Here is a 14,529-nt window from a genome sequence, read left to right as displayed (position 1 = left end):
AAAAACCGGTTGTAATTATACAACCGGTTTTTGAAAATAAATTTATTTTCGATTATTCTGGCTTGGTTTCATCATTTTCTCCGTACACTCCGGATACAAAAAATGCTGCTCCGGATAAAGCCAGATCTTTCAACATGCTCGACATTGAAGATTGCATTCCTTCACCTCCGCTTATTACACCGGGCAAATGAATGGAAAGTGCGAAAATCAACAACATAACCCCTAATAATAAGGCTACAAGCTTGACTTCTTTTTGGATGATAAGTGCTACAGAAGCTCCAATTAAAGCAACTCCTGTCAAGTAGACCCAAAAGGCTCCACCCGGAAGTGGTACCATTCCGGCCATTGCGCTCGCATTCATAAAATGAAAGAGACCAAAAATAGCAAATGGTATAGCATATACGAATCGTCCTATTTTACCTATTGTAGAGTTCATAGCATCACCTTTTATTTTAATTAAAATGGGCTCTATTAGTATAGATAAAAAACTGTTTAATATTAAACTAAAATTTTACGGAGAAATAAGACTTGATTTCTTAGTTCAATACGACCACTTTACCCTAAGGTAAAACACATTAGGAGTTTCGGTCAGTTCAGTAAAGACAGAGCCTTTCAAAAGTTGGGCGAGGATCAACAGATCGATATTCTCAGTTAAGGAGCGAGTGAATTGGGGAATTATGATCAGCATTTTCCGGTCAAAGCTGCCCATCACACCTCCGGTGATACCGGTAAGCGGATTCAATTGATAGGCTGCATTCACAAAGTAGCCCGTTTCCGCAATGAATAGATCTGAGGCGCTGGGTGGCCTTGTTAATTGTCCCAAAGGGTTTGGAGAGCGATTCCATCCACCGTTGTACAAAAACTCAGCTGAGGCATATACGGCATTTGGAAACATATAATCTCCCCCGACTGTTGCTGCGATATGCCCACTTTCATCAAAAAAATTATCTCTTGAGTGAAAATATGATGCCTCTCCTTTGAAACCGGCCGTCTTCAAATAGCCGCTCCATCCCAAACCCAATGCCAGCTGATCGAGATAATTTCCTGCAATGAGCTGTACATCGTACTCACCTAAACTCCCCCTTAACATGCCTGCGATCACTGATTCATCCAGCGACTCCCCAATGCGGTACCCAGCTTCCACGCTGGAGGCATAACTCCACGAATAGGAAGCATATAAGGCGTCGGTGCCCGGGCGCTCCTCATAATCAAAATCCAGATAGGCATATGCGTTGAACAGATCGTTGGGATTCCAGACCATCGTCTTCCCCCAATTTATGCGCTGCCTTCCGGCATGTACTTCCCATGGGCCATTAAGATAAGAAAACTGAAGGCGGTCGATGGCCGAGTTCATTACAGTGTGATCACTATCGATCCAGGTATGACTAAGATCAAAATACCCCGGATCGTTTTCCAGAAAATCGCCGTAACCCGGTGTGTTGTTTACCGTCCACCCATTGAAAAGCCTGGTACGAACATCCACCTGAAATTCAATATGGTCACCGAAGTCAAACTCTGACTCAATGCGGTGATGAAGAATGTTATCGTATCTGAGAGTTTTGAGATCGTTACTTAAACTAAAGCTTCCCAATTCTTTCACATAGCCGCTAAGATCTGCTTCGATGTTTTGAGCTTGGATTGCTGTTGGGACGAGTATAATTAGGAGTAGAAGTAATAGGCTAAATCCGGCACTGTCCTCTCTCTGGATTTCAGTCGAACTGAATCCGGTCTCTCTCCGAAGAGAGATAGATTCTGGCCATTGCATAGAATATTGGCCTACATAAAGATTCTCGCCAGAGGTAAGAACCTGTGTCCCGCCGGAGGGACAGAAAGAACGGCTCGCCGTTACTTTCAGGGAGGAGCGTGAAGCCCGAATGTCCTCCCAATCATCACCTTCAATATTCAAAAATCCTCTTTTCATTATTCGATATTCAAGTACGTTCTTAGTTCGAAGTTCCTTGTTCGTTGTTGGGTGTTCGTTCCTCATCAGAATCTACTTTACCGTCCACCAAAGTAACAACGCGACGTGCTCTTTCCACCACTCGCTGATCATGCGTAGAGAAAATGAAAGTAATTTTTTCTTCTTCATTCAATCGTAACATCATGTCCAGTAAATTGGCGGTTGAAGCTGAATCGAGATTGGCGGTAGGCTCATCAGCAAGTACAAAATCCGGTTTAGATGCTAACGCTCTTGCAACAGCCACTCGCTGTTGCTGTCCGCCTGAAAGTTCCGCCGGACGTTTATCTACTTTGTCTTCCAACCCTACCATCTTCAACAATTCCATACTTCGCTGATTACATTCTTTTTGTGGCCTTCCCTGCATCTGTAAAATAAAAGCGATGTTTTCTTTTGCTGTAAGAACCGGTATTAAATTATAGGCTTGAAATACGAACCCAATATGATGTAACCGGAAATCGATCAGCTCCCGCTCCTTCAATGAAAACATATCCGTATCGCGTATATATACCTTCCCTTCGGTCGGCTCATCCAATCCGCCGATAACATTCAACAGCGTGGTCTTCCCCGATCCGGACGGCCCCACGATAGCCGTGAATTCTCCTTCACTGATATCCAGATCTACTCCATTCAATGCATGAACCGGAACCTGATCATGGTTGTACACTTTTTTAATATCACGAACCTGAATTCTGGACATGGGATTATTGATTTATGATAGATGAATTTTGAGAGGGGAATTCATGGCTGAATAGTTTCTTGTTTCAACTTTCGTGCCCTTTTCAACATTGTTCTCTCTCTCGATTTCAGTGGAACTGAATCCGGTCTCTCTCCAAAGAGAGATAGGTTCTTGAGAGTGCGTAGAATCTTGCCCTGCTAACATATAGTCTCCATAAGCAAGTACCTGTGTCCCTTTGGAGGGACAGAAAGAACGGCTCGCCGTTGATTTCGGGGAGGTTAGTAGTTTTACTAAACACCGCACTTCGCTATTCAATATCTCTTGTTCAATATTCACTTTTCTACACCTTCCTTATGGCTTGAACCGGATTTAATTTAAGTGCTTTAATAGATGGATAGATCGCAGCCAGCAATGTAGCAACTACCATTAGCAGACCAATATTAATGAAATATCCTTCCGGCAGTTCCGGGTAGATGGTCGTACTCATTCCATACTCCTCAAGTCCCTGGGAAAAAGCACTGAGATCGATACCTACTTCACCAACCCAAAAGATGGTGACCCAGCTCAGTATCATTCCAACCGGCACACCAACCATTGTGAGAAATAAGGTCTCCAGCATCACCATAGAAAAGGTACGGATTCGGTTTACGCCAATGGCCATCAGCATCCCGATCTCCTGAGTTCGTTCCAGCACGGCCATAAGCATCGTATTGATGATTCCAAAAACCAACGCAATAGCGATAATGGTCATGAATATGTACAGCATGAAATCCACATTGGAATCGATATACCGCAGTGAAGGAGACACATCACCCCAACTCCGAATTTCCAGACTCGAAGACTGAGCAAGAGTATCCCGGTATTGATCCGCATTCTTGAAATTATCTACCATAGTCACAATTTCGTGCACCGTATTTTCTCTTCCCAACAGGCGATTCAAGTCTGCCCGGTTCACAAACACAGTGCCCTCATCAAAAGCTGAGTTTGGCGTATCAAAAATACCGGCCACCCTAAAGGCCCCTGCAGTGATATTTCCTTCCACATCTTGAAAGTTAATAACCAGTCGGGAGCGAATTTCAAGCTTTAATCGAGTGGCAAGATCATCCCCGATAAGCACCGGGTTTCGGGCTGATTTATCCAAATATTCTCCTTCTATTAAATACGTGTGTACATTAGAAACGGTAGAATCTGTTTCGGTGTCGATCCCTTTTAATGTCACCCCAAAGGTATTGGTAGCGCTGGAAGCCAGTCCCTGGATAACACTTCTTGCAGTTACTGACTGTATAAAATCTTGTTTATTCAGCTCTTTCACTAAAGAGTCCGGATTTGGGAGATAGTACTTTGGCAAAGACTCTTCGCTGTATTTGGGATGATGAATTTGAAGATGGGAAACCGACGTTTGAAGCTGATTTGTAATGTATTGCATGCTGAGCCCATTCATCAATCCGGTAGAGAAAATCCCGGCCCAGGTTCCAAGCACCACCGCCAGGATAACCACTCCGCTGCGGGTTGGATTCCGCCATACATTTTTCCAGCTCAGTTTTAATATTGCCCAAAATTTCATCAGTGTCGCATAGCCTCCACCGGTTTTAGTTTACGCATGTGCAACAGAGGATAAAGTCCAATTATGAGTGTTATGATCAGGATGATCGTCCCCTGCTGAATCAGAATAGCCGGATCGGTAGAAAATTGAACAAATGGCTCCATACCATATTCTTCTATCGCCAGAGCTGCTTCTCCTGAAAACTCCAATGGATTGAAATTGAAATAATACATTACGGGAAGGCTAAAAAGCATCCCAAGAGCTGTCCCCATAAACGTGATAAAGACCATTTCCAGAATTAGCATAATGGCCATTCGCATTCGGCCTGTACCAATAGCGATCATCACACCGAACTCGAACTTACGCTCAGCAGTCATCATCAGAATGGTTCCAAAGATCCCAAAACCAACAATCATATATAAGATCAGTAAAAGGATAAGTGCACTCCCCCGATCGGCTTCGATAGCCTGAACTAGTTCGGGAACCAGTGTCTGCCAACCAAGAACAGCATATTCTTCCCCGAATTCTGCCTTAAGTTCACGTACCACTGTATGTACTTCTTTGGGATTATACAGGAGTAGAACTATGGATGTCACCCGATCATACGCGGCATAAAAATCACGGGCAGATCCCATTGGCAAATAGACCATATTATTGTTCATCTGAGGGAGCCCAAACTTCATTACACCCGTAACAGGGTAAGCCGCTGCCGCACTCATGCCCCTAAAACCCTGTCCCAGCAGTACCAAAGTATCACCCACACCAATACTTAAAGATTCCCCCAATCCCTCTGCGATCAACACCCCATCTTCCGAACTTGATTTAAAATAGTTTCCCTCCACTATTTTTTTATCCGGTTCACTAAGGTGAGTTGCATTTTCAACATCAATACCAATCACCATAGCTGCTTTGCTTCTCACATCACCTGCTGCAAGTGCATAAGAGTCTATACGAGGGATGACATGCTGTATTTTGGGATGATCATTTAGTTTACTGATAAGTTCTTCGTTTATCTCAAGAGAATTATCGAGTGTTGACTCCTCAAAATATTCGGGATGTTGAACCTGCAAGTGTCCGGAAAAAGAGCCCACTGTATTGTCTATCATCTGATCGTACTGTCCCTGCTGCATGGAACTCATAACCGAAGAGAGCAACACCGCCATCACCACGGATGCCATTGTGATGAGCGTCCGCCGCTTATTACGCCAAATATTTCGCCAGGCAAGTTTTAGGTAAAGCATAATACATTTTTAATGGAACGCAGATGACACGGATGATGCGAATAGTCGCTGATTGTATAATCTTTTTCCGCGATTATCCGCTAAACCTGCGTTATCCGTGTTCTATTCCTTAGTTGACTCTACGCATGTTTTGAACTGAGAAAAAACTTTCCGGGATGCCTTCATTAAATTTCATGGACTGATATTCCATCACTGTTTTGTGGCCTTCTTTATCTTGCGGGATCATTTCCATTCTGGAGGGGATCATTCGCCCGTCAAATTCCCTCACGTTCATTCCCTTCATTACATTGATGAGATCACCGAACTCATCATAAAATTCTGATCTTAACTGAAGATATTCCTCTTTGGAAACCCATACATCCACACGCTCCCAAACAACGGGGGCATCCGGTTTAGGCGTCATTTCGATCTTATAACATTCGTACCCTTCAATGATTTCTTCACCAACCAATTCATGTTCATAATCCGTAACAGCTGACGACTCCCGAACCAGATCATCATTGGTAAAATCTGAGCCCATCCAGGATTGCATCATCATAGATGGTGGCATCTTTATGGTTCTCCCCACATTGGGTACCCAATTCCATATCTCGGTACCTCGCTTCAGGAAAGCGGTGCCATCATCCCGGGCAGGTGCTGTTATTAATATTAAAGAATAATCGGTACCCCTGCTCCAGCTTTTCATAGAGATGGTTCGCTGCCAATCTGGCCTGACGATAGTCATTCTAACCTCTGCCTTCAGAGATTCACCCCGCATTTTTTCATCCATTTTTTGAATGATCTCAGTGGCATCCTGGGCAAAAATAGTGCCCGTTAATGGCTGAAGAGCGAAAATTAAAAGGACTGCTAATTTCCTGCTTCGCATATAGTATCTCCATTTCTTTCGAGTAATTAATCAAAAGATCTGTCAAAAGAAAATGCTGACAGCAGATGAAGACGAAATGAAGAGCTTGGTTAGAATTGTGTTACAACTTTACCTTCTCAGGAGAATAAACCAGGTCCAAAAAGTTTTGCAGTATCATAGAACCAACACTCCCTGATTTTTCGGGGTGAAATTGTACACCTATGAAATTGTCTTTGGCAACGATGGCGGAAAAGTCATTAATATAGTTGCAAGTAGCTAACGTATAATCTCCAACCGGAGCATAATAACTATGTACAAAATACAGGTAATTTTTTGAGATCAGATTTTTTAGAATTGCGTGTTTTCCCGTGCTTATGAGTTTATTCCAACCCATATGAGGTACTTTTGCTTCCGTCTCGTCGAACTTCTTCAACGCTCCCGGAATTACGCCAAGTCCAACTGTATCCCCTTCTGTGGAGGTTTCAAACATTAACTGCATGCCAACACAAATTCCCAATACAGGCTTCTTGGTATTCTTTAGCCATTCATCGACTCCTTTTTCACGAAGTGATTCCATGGCGGCACCTGCATGCCCAACTCCGGGAAATATCACCGCTTTTGCGCTTTCTAATTCCTCGGGAGTTTCAGCGAAAAAATAATGTGCACCTAATCTGTCCAATGCATTTGCAACAGATGCTGTGTTTCCAGCTTTATACTTGATAATAGCAATCATAAATAATCTACAACGTCCCCTTTGAACTTGGGACAAGATTTTCGATACGCCCGTTCTGTTCTATAGCCATCTTTAAAGTCCGGGCAAAACCCTTAAAGCAGGCTTCGATCTTGTGGTGGTCATTTTCACCTGCAAAGCTAACATGAATTGTGGCTTTCAAGTTCATTGCCAGACTATAAAAAAAGTGCTTTATCATTTCGGTGGGAAAATCACCCACATACTCTCTCTTAAAATCTCCTTCAAAAACAAGATATGGCCTCCCTGAGAGATCTAAAGCTACAGTTGCCTGTGCTTCATCCATTGGTAAAACAAAACCATATCGCTCAATTCCCTTTTTATTTCCAAGTACTTTTGAGATCACATCACCCAAGGCTATTGCAACATCTTCAATGGTGTGATGTTCATCTACTTCCAGATCCCCCTTACACTTTAATTTCAAATCGACAAGACCGTGACGGGCGATCTGATCCAACATATGATCAAAGAAATTCAACCCGGTGGAAATGTCTGCATTACCGGTTCCATCTAAATTTATATCAATGCTGATGTCCGTCTCATTGGTCTTTCTTTGAAGGGAGGCTTTTCGAGACTCTTTTGTGATATAATCAACGATTGGATACCAGTTTTCATCACTTAACAGTTTCTGCTCCTCTTTACTCAAAACTAACTCACCATATTCCCCATCAACTGTAAAATCAGCTTCTCCTTCTTCAAAAAATGAAATTCCTTCTTGTGTCAATAGCTGCTTTTGCTGAACTGATATTGAGTCCTGTTCAATATGAAGATCACGCCCACTTTCTCTGATCTGCTTTAGAGCAGAAAGTGTATGTTGCCGAAAGAAAAACTCCCCGGATGGATCTTTAAGTGCATTTTTGCTAATTGATATCAACATAGAGATATATTATTTGAGGTAAACATCGCTTCAATATTTCACTTTTTTCCCAATACCTTTTCAAGTGCGGAGAAAAAGCGATCGTTTTCAACTTCAGTGCCAATAGTGAGGCGCAGACAATTTTCGCAGTAGGGTTCATTTCCCCTATAGCGAATTACAACCCCCTCATCAGCAATCTTTTTATATACATTGAGTGCATCCGGAATTCTGAACATCACGAAATTAGCATCAGTCGGGTAAACTTTTTCAACCTGAGAAAACGTAACCAGTTTACCGATCACTCGTTCCCGTTCTTTTAGAATGGACTGAATATTTTTTGTAATACCACTTAAGTTCAAGAAGGCTTTAGCAGCTGTATCTGAGGTCAGCTTATTTACGTTATATGGAGCTTTAACTTTCATCATATAGGAAATGATCTCCGGACTTGCTAAAGCCTTCCCGAGTCGTATTCCTGCTAATCCAAATGATTTTGACATCGTTTGAAGTACTACAAGGTTCTCAAAATCCTTGAGATTATTAACCAGACTTCCCTGTCTGCTGAAATCAATATATGCTTCATCGACAACCACAATTCCATTAAATCCTTCCATCACTTTTATCACATCATTGACATCCAAACTGTTACCCGTAGGATTGTTTGGTGAACATATAAAAATGATCTTGGTTTCCGGTTTAACAGTTTCCAAAATACGTTCGGGTTGAAGCTGAAAGCTCTCCGTGAGCAAAACTTCATCAACTGCTATGTCATTAATATTAGCCGATACTTTATACATCCCATAAGTGGGGGGATTGATAATGACCCTGTCTTTTCCTGGTCTGCAAAAAATCCTAAATAACAGATCAATGGCTTCGTCACTTCCAACGCCCACAAAAACATTTTCCCTATTAACTCCTCGAAATGCAGCGATCTTATCCCTCAACTCCTCCTGATAAGGCATAGGGTACCTGTTAAGGTTCATATCATCGTCAAAAGGAGCACCCAAACTGTTTTCGTTGGCATCCAGTAAAATTCCGGTATCAAAATCATCGCGTGCGCTTCGATAAGGTTTCAGATCTAATATATTGTCCCTAACAAGGTCTTGGATGTCCGTTTTTTTCATTTATACCTTTTTTAGGATCTTAAAGTAAAGGTCACATTACCCTGCGCCATTATTCTAAATCATTTAGTCTTAAAGTTACCGCATTTTTATGAGCCTGAAGCTCTTCTAATTCAGCGAGCTTTTCAACGGCCGGACCGATATTTCTTAATCCTTCTTTATTAAGTGATTGCATGGTTACTGATTTTTGGAAAGCAGCCAAGTTCACCCCACTGTACATCCTGGCGTACCCATAAGTTGGCAAGGTATGATTTGTACCTGAAGCATAATCACCTACACTTTCCGGTGTCAGTTGCCCTAAAAATACAGAACCTGCGTTCATAATTTTATCTGTGTAAGATTCGGCTTGTTCTATATTCACTATCAAATGCTCCGGAGCATACTGATTTGAAAAAGAAAATGCTCTTTCTATAGAATCTACGATCACCGTGTAGCTATTTTCCAATGCTTTCCCAGCCATTTCTTTTCTGGGAAGTTCTGCCAATTGTGTCTTCAATTCCGCTTTCAAACTATCCAGGTCGAATCCATTTAATGCAACCAAAACAACCTGACTGTCTTTTCCATGCTCTGCCTGTGAAAGCAGGTCTGCAGCCACATAAGAAGGTTTTGCTTGCTTATCAGCAATTACCAAAACCTCTGATGGGCCGGCCGGCATGTCAATACTTATTTGCGCTTCAGAGTTTTGAAGGATCATTTTTGCGGCCGTGACATACTGATTCCCCGGACCAAATATCTTATCCACCTTTGGAACCGATTCAGTTCCAAGCGCCATAGCTGCTACTGCCTGAGCACCTCCCGCCAATAGTATGGTATCCACACCTGCTTTTTTGGCAATGTAGATAATCTCAGGAGCTACTGAACCATCTTTTCGTGGCGGTGTAGCTAATACCTTGGTGGTACAGCCTGCGATCATAGCCGGTATAGCCAACATCATTGCAGTAGATGGCAATATTGCCGTCCCACCCGGGACGTATAACCCAACCCGCTCAATAGGTCTTGAGACCTTCAGACATCGAACACCGGGCATAGTTTCTACTTCAACAGGTTCATAAAGCTGAGCTTTGTGGAACCGAAAGATATTATCAAATGCGGTGTCTATGGCCTTCCTGACCTCTGGATCTAAATCTGTTTCAATATCTTGAGGCCTGAGAACCACCGAATCCAATTGAACTCCATCAAACTGATTGGTGTATTTTTTGACAGCTTCATCACCATCATGTTCAACGGCATCTATTATAGGTTGAACCGTTTTGAAAATAGATGTGAAATCGATCTTGGGCCTCTTGAGAAGCTTTCTGATCTCTTCTGGTGATAAATTTGAGTATTGATATGTTTTCATATCCTTTGGTTAATACTTCAATATTCCTTTTTTAATATTCGATATTCTACAGGATCATGCTCTCGATCGGAAGCATTACGATATCAGAAGCTCCGGCTTCTTTCAGTTCTTCCATAACACTCCAGAATTTTTCCAATGGAATAACAGTATGAACTGCTACCATATCTTCTTCAGCCAAAGGCATTACCGTAGGACTTTTCATAGAAGGAATGATCTCCTTGATCTTTTCTACTGCAGCAACCGGTGCATTCATCATGATATACCGGCTTTGAGCTGCCTGCTGATGGCCATCCATTCGTACAAGGAATTTTTCTATCAGCTGTTGTTTGCCCGGAGATAACTCTTTGTTGGTTCGAATGAGTTGTGTCTGTGACTCAAGGATGGTATCAAGCTCAACCAACCCGTTTGCGCGCAAGGTTCCTCCTGTTGAAACCAGATCAACAATAGCATCAGCCACTTCAAGTTGTGGAGCAATCTCAACGGCACCCGAAATCTCAATGATCTGGATATCAATTCCGCGTTCTTTAAAGAAACTACGAGTCAGATTCGGATAACTAGTCGCCACTTTTTTACCTGCAAAATCTTCCGGCTTTTTAATAGAACCATTTTTAGGCGCTGCCAGTGAAAGTCTACATTTGCCGTACCCCAAATCACGAATAGGAGTTACATCAGCGCCGGTTTCCTGGGTTTCATTTGCTCCCACAAAGCCAAGGTCGCAGACGCCATCTTGCACATATTCAGGAATATCATCATCGCGGAGCAGCAATAACTCCACATCAAAGTTTCGGGTTTTTACGATGAGGTTGCGTTTATAATTATCGAAATCAATGCCTATACCTTCCAGCAATGCAATAGTTTTATCGGTCAAACGACCGCTTTTCTGAATAGCAATACGTAATGAAGTTGAAGAGTCCTTCGTTCGGTTCATAATATTGGTAAATAATAAGTTGAGTTAAAAAATAGGGATAATTGAGATAGAAAAAGAGAAACGAAATGGTGCAAAATTAGTGCACGTGGATATGATGATGTCCGTGATGAGCATGATGGACATCATGATAGAAATGGATGATATGTAGGATATTTTTTCTCACGAGTTTAAGATAGGTAGTTATAAGATTTTGTGCCAATATTTTGTATTAAAGGTTTGTTAACTATGTGGAAAATTAATTTTCGATCAATACCGTTCAAAAAAACATTATTGATTTCCTTAACTTCTAGAAAATACCTACAATAAAAATCATTCCATGAGAATAGACGTAAACTGGTTAGGCAACGATTTCCATTTTGAAGCAGAAAATGAAACCAAAGGCAAAATTCGTATAGACGGTAATAATGAGATCGGGGGACTCGAAGGCGGACTTTCCCCAATGCAGCTATTACTGGCAGGGGCCGGAGGATGCAGTGCTATAGATGTACTCCACATCCTGGATAAACAAAAGCAAAACGTAACAAGCTTGAAAGTGGAAGTGGACGGCGACCGCCAAAATGTGGAAGGAGCTCAGTATACAGAGTACAAAGGAATTCACATGCACTATATTTTTAAAGGCGATCTGGATCCTAAAAAAGTAGAACGTGCGCTTGAACTTTCAATTACCAAGTACTGCTCTGTATCTAAAGCATTAGAGAAAGGCTCCGAGATCACCTACGATTACGTGATCGAATAAAACAAAAACCGCCCAAAATTGCTTTAGAAGCACATATTAGGTATTTTAAAGTTTAATAAATTACAATAAATCAGATACTTACCTATGGCTAAATGTGAATTATACCAAGACGTTAAAGGCGAATGGAGATGGAGACGTGTTTCGAAAAGTGGAGATATTGAGGCCTTTTCCAGTCAAGGTTTCGAGACCGAAGAAGAAGCTCGAAAAGATGGTAAAGACTGTAAGGAATGCACCAGTTACCTGAGGAAGTTTTAACTTCAGCTTCTTCAAACTAAAAATTCAAAAGCCTTTCCAAATCGGAAAGGCTTTTTTTATTTATCGCTAAAAAACAAAGGTTTATTGCTGATCGAAAGATATAATTGCATTTAAAATCAATGCAGTACTTGCCTTGTAGAAATACTGAGGAATGGTTTCAAAATCATCGGTATGCCGATGATAATGTTCGTGATCATCAACACCGAAATAAATAAACGGAACGCCCTGCTGATGGAAAGGACCATGATCAGAAGCATAAGTCCAGTCATCTAATTCACTTTCCGGATCATCATGACCAAATAACAGATTCAGCCCTTCTGTTTCAATTTGCTGCAGTGTGGGTTTGAACTGAGGATAGTGATAAGTACCTACCGCGTAGATCTCATTCTTATCATTTTGTGCGATCATATCCAGATTAATATTCATCGTGAGTTTATCAAGAAAAACAGAATCTGATGCCAGAGACCTTGCTCCCTGAAGCCCCATCTCTTCCGCATCAAATGCAGCAAATACCAAAGTATGGTTAGGCTGAGTCTGGCTGAAATAATCGATGTAAGCAAGTAAAGCTGCTGTCCCGGAAGCGTCGTCATCGGCACCATTAAAGATTAGGGAGTCACGTTTTCCAAGGTGATCATAATGAGCGGTTATCACGATCATGGAATCTGATTTCCCGGTGATCTCTCCTATCACATTTATACCGTTGATTGTTTCCCCATCGCGATTTTCAAATTCAAATTCGTGAGTAAAAGATCCTCGAAAAGGTTCAGCACCTGCTTCCTCAAATCTGTCAACGAGGTACTCTCTCGCTATTCGGTTTCCTTCTGTCCCTGTTCGCCGTCCTTCAGTCTCATCCGATGAGATAAATTGAAGATCTTTAATGAGCTGATCAGTATCTAATTTGACCTCTTGCTGTTCTGAGACACATCCTATGGTCAGGAATATTAAGAATGGTAATAAAAGAGAAATTTTTTTCATGACATTTATTTTTTTGAATAGTAAAGTGAGAAGTTCACTTCGGTTATACAAGTAAACAGATATAAAAAACTCCGGTCCTTTTAAGGGCCGGAGTTTAAATTTACGCCTCATTTCATGAATGAGTACAGTTTGTCTTAGACAATGCGCGTGATCAGATCAGCTGTACGAGCAGAATAGCCTGCTTCGTTATCGTACCAACCAATGATCTTCACTAAATTTCCATCGACTTTTGTTGAAAGACTGTCAAAGATATTTGAATGTGGATTCCCAATAATATCACTGGAAACCAAGTCAACTTCAGAATACTCCAGTATCCCTTTCATGGGTCCTTCAGCAGCTGTTTTGAAAGCAGCATTCACTTCCTCTTCGGTGGTTTCTTTTTCCAATACCACGGTAAAATCTGTTAACGAACCGGTTACGGTAGGAACGCGAACTGCACCGCCATCCAACTTACCATCGAGATGTGGAAGTACAAGTCCTACTGCTTTAGCAGCACCTGTAGTTGTTGGCACTATATTCACTGCAGCTGCGCGTGCACGTCTCAGATCTTTGTGTGGGCCATCAACCAATGCTTGATCACCGGTATAAGAGTGAATAGTTGTCATAAATCCTTTAACAAGCCCAAAACTGTCGTCCAGTACTTTTGCCATTGGAGCCAGACAGTTGGTGGTACAACTTGCGTTGGAATAGATCTCTACATCTTTATCGATCTTCTCATCATTCACACCCAATACAATGGTTTGTATATCGTCTCCCGATGCCGGTGCTGATATGATCACTTTTTTGGCACCAGCTTTCAGATGCTTGCCGGCACTTGCTGAATCACGGAAAAACCCTGTGGATTCAACTACTATTTCTGCTCCGAGTTCACCCCATTTCAAATTAGCCGGATCACGCTCCGCACTAACTTCAAAACTCATCCCGTCAATTGTTATTTTACTTCCATCCACTCTAACATCACCGGGATACGTGCCTTGGGCTGAATCATACTTAAACAGATGAGCCAAAGTCTTCGTGTCAGTAAGATCGTTTACTCCAACAATTTCAATATTATCTTTATGGTTTGTCAGAATTGACCGGGTCACCATTCTACCTATACGGCCAAACCCGTTAATTCCCACTTTAATTTTTGCCATTTCTAATCCTGTTTTGATTGAATTTTTGTCGCTTTGGATACATTTTATAAAATGTAAAAGACGACTATAAAGTTCTTATGTATCCCTTAAAGCTACCACTATACAGCCCGATATTCAATGTTTCGACCTCTATAAGAATGTTCTGCTCATTTCCATTGAATTGGGAGCGCTTTT

General features: G+C 41.8%; 15 protein-coding genes. 2 read left to right on the top strand and 13 right to left on the bottom strand.

Annotated elements, in window-relative coordinates; genetic code table 11:
- Positions 1 to 52 precede the first annotated feature (52 nt).
- The 11 genes from ACFSVN_RS04335 to hisG form a co-directional block, all read right to left on the bottom strand.
- Positions 53 to 436 carry a DoxX family protein gene (locus tag ACFSVN_RS04335; RefSeq protein ID WP_390299165.1) on the bottom strand — a complete coding sequence of 128 codons (384 nt, stop codon included), beginning with the start codon at positions 434 to 436 and terminating at the stop codon, positions 53 to 55.
- A gap of 105 nt (positions 437 to 541) precedes the next feature.
- On the bottom strand, positions 542 to 1,987 hold the full coding sequence (locus ACFSVN_RS04330) for a hypothetical protein (RefSeq protein ID WP_390299161.1): 1,446 nt from the start codon (positions 1,985 to 1,987) through the stop codon (positions 542 to 544).
- Positions 1,944 to 2,657: an ABC transporter ATP-binding protein gene (locus tag ACFSVN_RS04325; protein WP_390299158.1), complete on the bottom strand. Its 714-nt coding sequence runs from the start codon at positions 2,655 to 2,657 to the stop codon at positions 1,944 to 1,946. Before ACFSVN_RS04325 ends, ACFSVN_RS04330 begins: the two co-directional genes overlap by 44 nt.
- A 319-nt stretch (positions 2,658 to 2,976) precedes the next feature.
- Entirely contained in the window at positions 2,977 to 4,200 is a 1,224-nt protein-coding gene (locus ACFSVN_RS04320; protein WP_390299155.1) for an ABC transporter permease, read from the bottom strand.
- Complete coding sequence (locus ACFSVN_RS04315) at positions 4,200 to 5,420, bottom strand: ABC transporter permease (protein ID WP_390299152.1); 1,221 nt, start codon at positions 5,418 to 5,420, stop codon at positions 4,200 to 4,202. The genes ACFSVN_RS04320 and ACFSVN_RS04315 overlap by 1 nt, the downstream gene beginning before the upstream one ends.
- 109 nt (positions 5,421 to 5,529) lie before the next feature.
- The gene (locus tag ACFSVN_RS04310; protein WP_390299149.1) at positions 5,530 to 6,285 is read right to left on the bottom strand and encodes an outer membrane lipoprotein-sorting protein; all 756 of its coding nucleotides are present in this window, start codon (positions 6,283 to 6,285) and stop codon (positions 5,530 to 5,532) included.
- A gap of 100 nt (positions 6,286 to 6,385) precedes the next feature.
- The gene (gene hisH / locus ACFSVN_RS04305; RefSeq protein ID WP_390299145.1) at positions 6,386 to 6,997 is read right to left on the bottom strand and encodes an imidazole glycerol phosphate synthase subunit HisH; all 612 of its coding nucleotides are present in this window, start codon (positions 6,995 to 6,997) and stop codon (positions 6,386 to 6,388) included.
- A gap of 7 nt (positions 6,998 to 7,004) precedes the next feature.
- Positions 7,005 to 7,889 (bottom strand): imidazoleglycerol-phosphate dehydratase HisB, encoded by an 885-nt coding sequence (hisB, locus tag ACFSVN_RS04300; RefSeq protein WP_390299142.1) that lies wholly within the window; start codon positions 7,887 to 7,889, stop codon positions 7,005 to 7,007.
- Positions 7,890 to 7,927: 38 nt separating this feature from the next.
- The gene (gene hisC / locus ACFSVN_RS04295; RefSeq protein ID WP_390299139.1) at positions 7,928 to 8,989 is read right to left on the bottom strand and encodes a histidinol-phosphate transaminase; all 1,062 of its coding nucleotides are present in this window, start codon (positions 8,987 to 8,989) and stop codon (positions 7,928 to 7,930) included.
- 49 nt (positions 8,990 to 9,038) lie between these two features.
- Complete coding sequence (gene hisD / locus ACFSVN_RS04290; RefSeq protein WP_390299136.1) at positions 9,039 to 10,325, bottom strand: histidinol dehydrogenase; 1,287 nt, start codon at positions 10,323 to 10,325, stop codon at positions 9,039 to 9,041.
- Between the two features lie 46 nt (positions 10,326 to 10,371).
- Positions 10,372 to 11,253: an ATP phosphoribosyltransferase gene (gene hisG, locus ACFSVN_RS04285; protein ID WP_390299133.1), complete on the bottom strand. Its 882-nt coding sequence runs from the start codon at positions 11,251 to 11,253 to the stop codon at positions 10,372 to 10,374.
- 316 nt (positions 11,254 to 11,569) lie between these two features.
- Between hisG and ACFSVN_RS04280 the strand changes: the two genes are divergently transcribed.
- Positions 11,570 to 11,989 carry an OsmC family protein gene (locus ACFSVN_RS04280; RefSeq protein WP_390299130.1) on the top strand — a complete coding sequence of 140 codons (420 nt, stop codon included), beginning with the start codon at positions 11,570 to 11,572 and terminating at the stop codon, positions 11,987 to 11,989.
- A gap of 84 nt (positions 11,990 to 12,073) precedes the next feature.
- Positions 12,074 to 12,244, top strand: a complete 171-nt coding sequence (locus ACFSVN_RS04275; RefSeq protein ID WP_390299127.1) for a YegP family protein — start codon at positions 12,074 to 12,076, stop codon at positions 12,242 to 12,244.
- An 81-nt stretch (positions 12,245 to 12,325) separates the two neighbouring features.
- Here the strand turns inward: ACFSVN_RS04275 and ACFSVN_RS04270 are convergent, their stop codons facing one another.
- Positions 12,326 to 13,219 carry a M20/M25/M40 family metallo-hydrolase gene (locus ACFSVN_RS04270; RefSeq protein WP_390299124.1) on the bottom strand — a complete coding sequence of 298 codons (894 nt, stop codon included), beginning with the start codon at positions 13,217 to 13,219 and terminating at the stop codon, positions 12,326 to 12,328.
- Between the two features lie 134 nt (positions 13,220 to 13,353).
- Positions 13,354 to 14,355 (bottom strand): type I glyceraldehyde-3-phosphate dehydrogenase, encoded by a 1,002-nt coding sequence (gene gap, locus ACFSVN_RS04265; RefSeq protein ID WP_390299121.1) that lies wholly within the window; start codon positions 14,353 to 14,355, stop codon positions 13,354 to 13,356.
- Positions 14,356 to 14,529: the final 174 nt, after the last annotated feature.

It is taken from the genome of Gracilimonas halophila (assembly GCF_042684365.1).
Classification (GTDB): domain Bacteria; phylum Bacteroidota; class Rhodothermia; order Balneolales; family Balneolaceae; genus Gracilimonas; species Gracilimonas halophila.
The sequence above is the reverse complement of the archived record's forward strand: the minus strand, read 5'-3'. Positions and strand labels throughout refer to the sequence as shown.

Coding starts and splice junctions, on each gene's coding strand:
- ACFSVN_RS04335 (WP_390299165.1), bottom strand. CDS start 436: ATGAACTCTACAATAGGTAAAATAGGACGATTCGTATATGCTATACCA.
- ACFSVN_RS04330 (WP_390299161.1), bottom strand. CDS start 1,987: ATGAGGAACGAACACCCAACAACGAACAAGGAACTTCGAACTAAGAAC.
- ACFSVN_RS04325 (WP_390299158.1), bottom strand. CDS start 2,657: ATGTCCAGAATTCAGGTTCGTGATATTAAAAAAGTGTACAACCATGAT.
- ACFSVN_RS04320 (WP_390299155.1), bottom strand. CDS start 4,200: ATGAAATTTTGGGCAATATTAAAACTGAGCTGGAAAAATGTATGGCGG.
- ACFSVN_RS04315 (WP_390299152.1), bottom strand. CDS start 5,420: ATGCTTTACCTAAAACTTGCCTGGCGAAATATTTGGCGTAATAAGCGG.
- ACFSVN_RS04310 (WP_390299149.1), bottom strand. CDS start 6,285: ATGCGAAGCAGGAAATTAGCAGTCCTTTTAATTTTCGCTCTTCAGCCA.
- hisH (WP_390299145.1), bottom strand. CDS start 6,997: ATGATTGCTATTATCAAGTATAAAGCTGGAAACACAGCATCTGTTGCA.
- hisB (WP_390299142.1), bottom strand. CDS start 7,889: ATGTTGATATCAATTAGCAAAAATGCACTTAAAGATCCATCCGGGGAG.
- hisC (WP_390299139.1), bottom strand. CDS start 8,989: ATGAAAAAAACGGACATCCAAGACCTTGTTAGGGACAATATATTAGAT.
- hisD (WP_390299136.1), bottom strand. CDS start 10,325: ATGAAAACATATCAATACTCAAATTTATCACCAGAAGAGATCAGAAAG.
- hisG (WP_390299133.1), bottom strand. CDS start 11,253: ATGAACCGAACGAAGGACTCTTCAACTTCATTACGTATTGCTATTCAG.
- ACFSVN_RS04280 (WP_390299130.1), top strand. CDS start 11,570: ATGAGAATAGACGTAAACTGGTTAGGCAACGATTTCCATTTTGAAGCA.
- ACFSVN_RS04275 (WP_390299127.1), top strand. CDS start 12,074: ATGGCTAAATGTGAATTATACCAAGACGTTAAAGGCGAATGGAGATGG.
- ACFSVN_RS04270 (WP_390299124.1), bottom strand. CDS start 13,219: ATGAAAAAAATTTCTCTTTTATTACCATTCTTAATATTCCTGACCATA.
- gap (WP_390299121.1), bottom strand. CDS start 14,355: ATGGCAAAAATTAAAGTGGGAATTAACGGGTTTGGCCGTATAGGTAGA.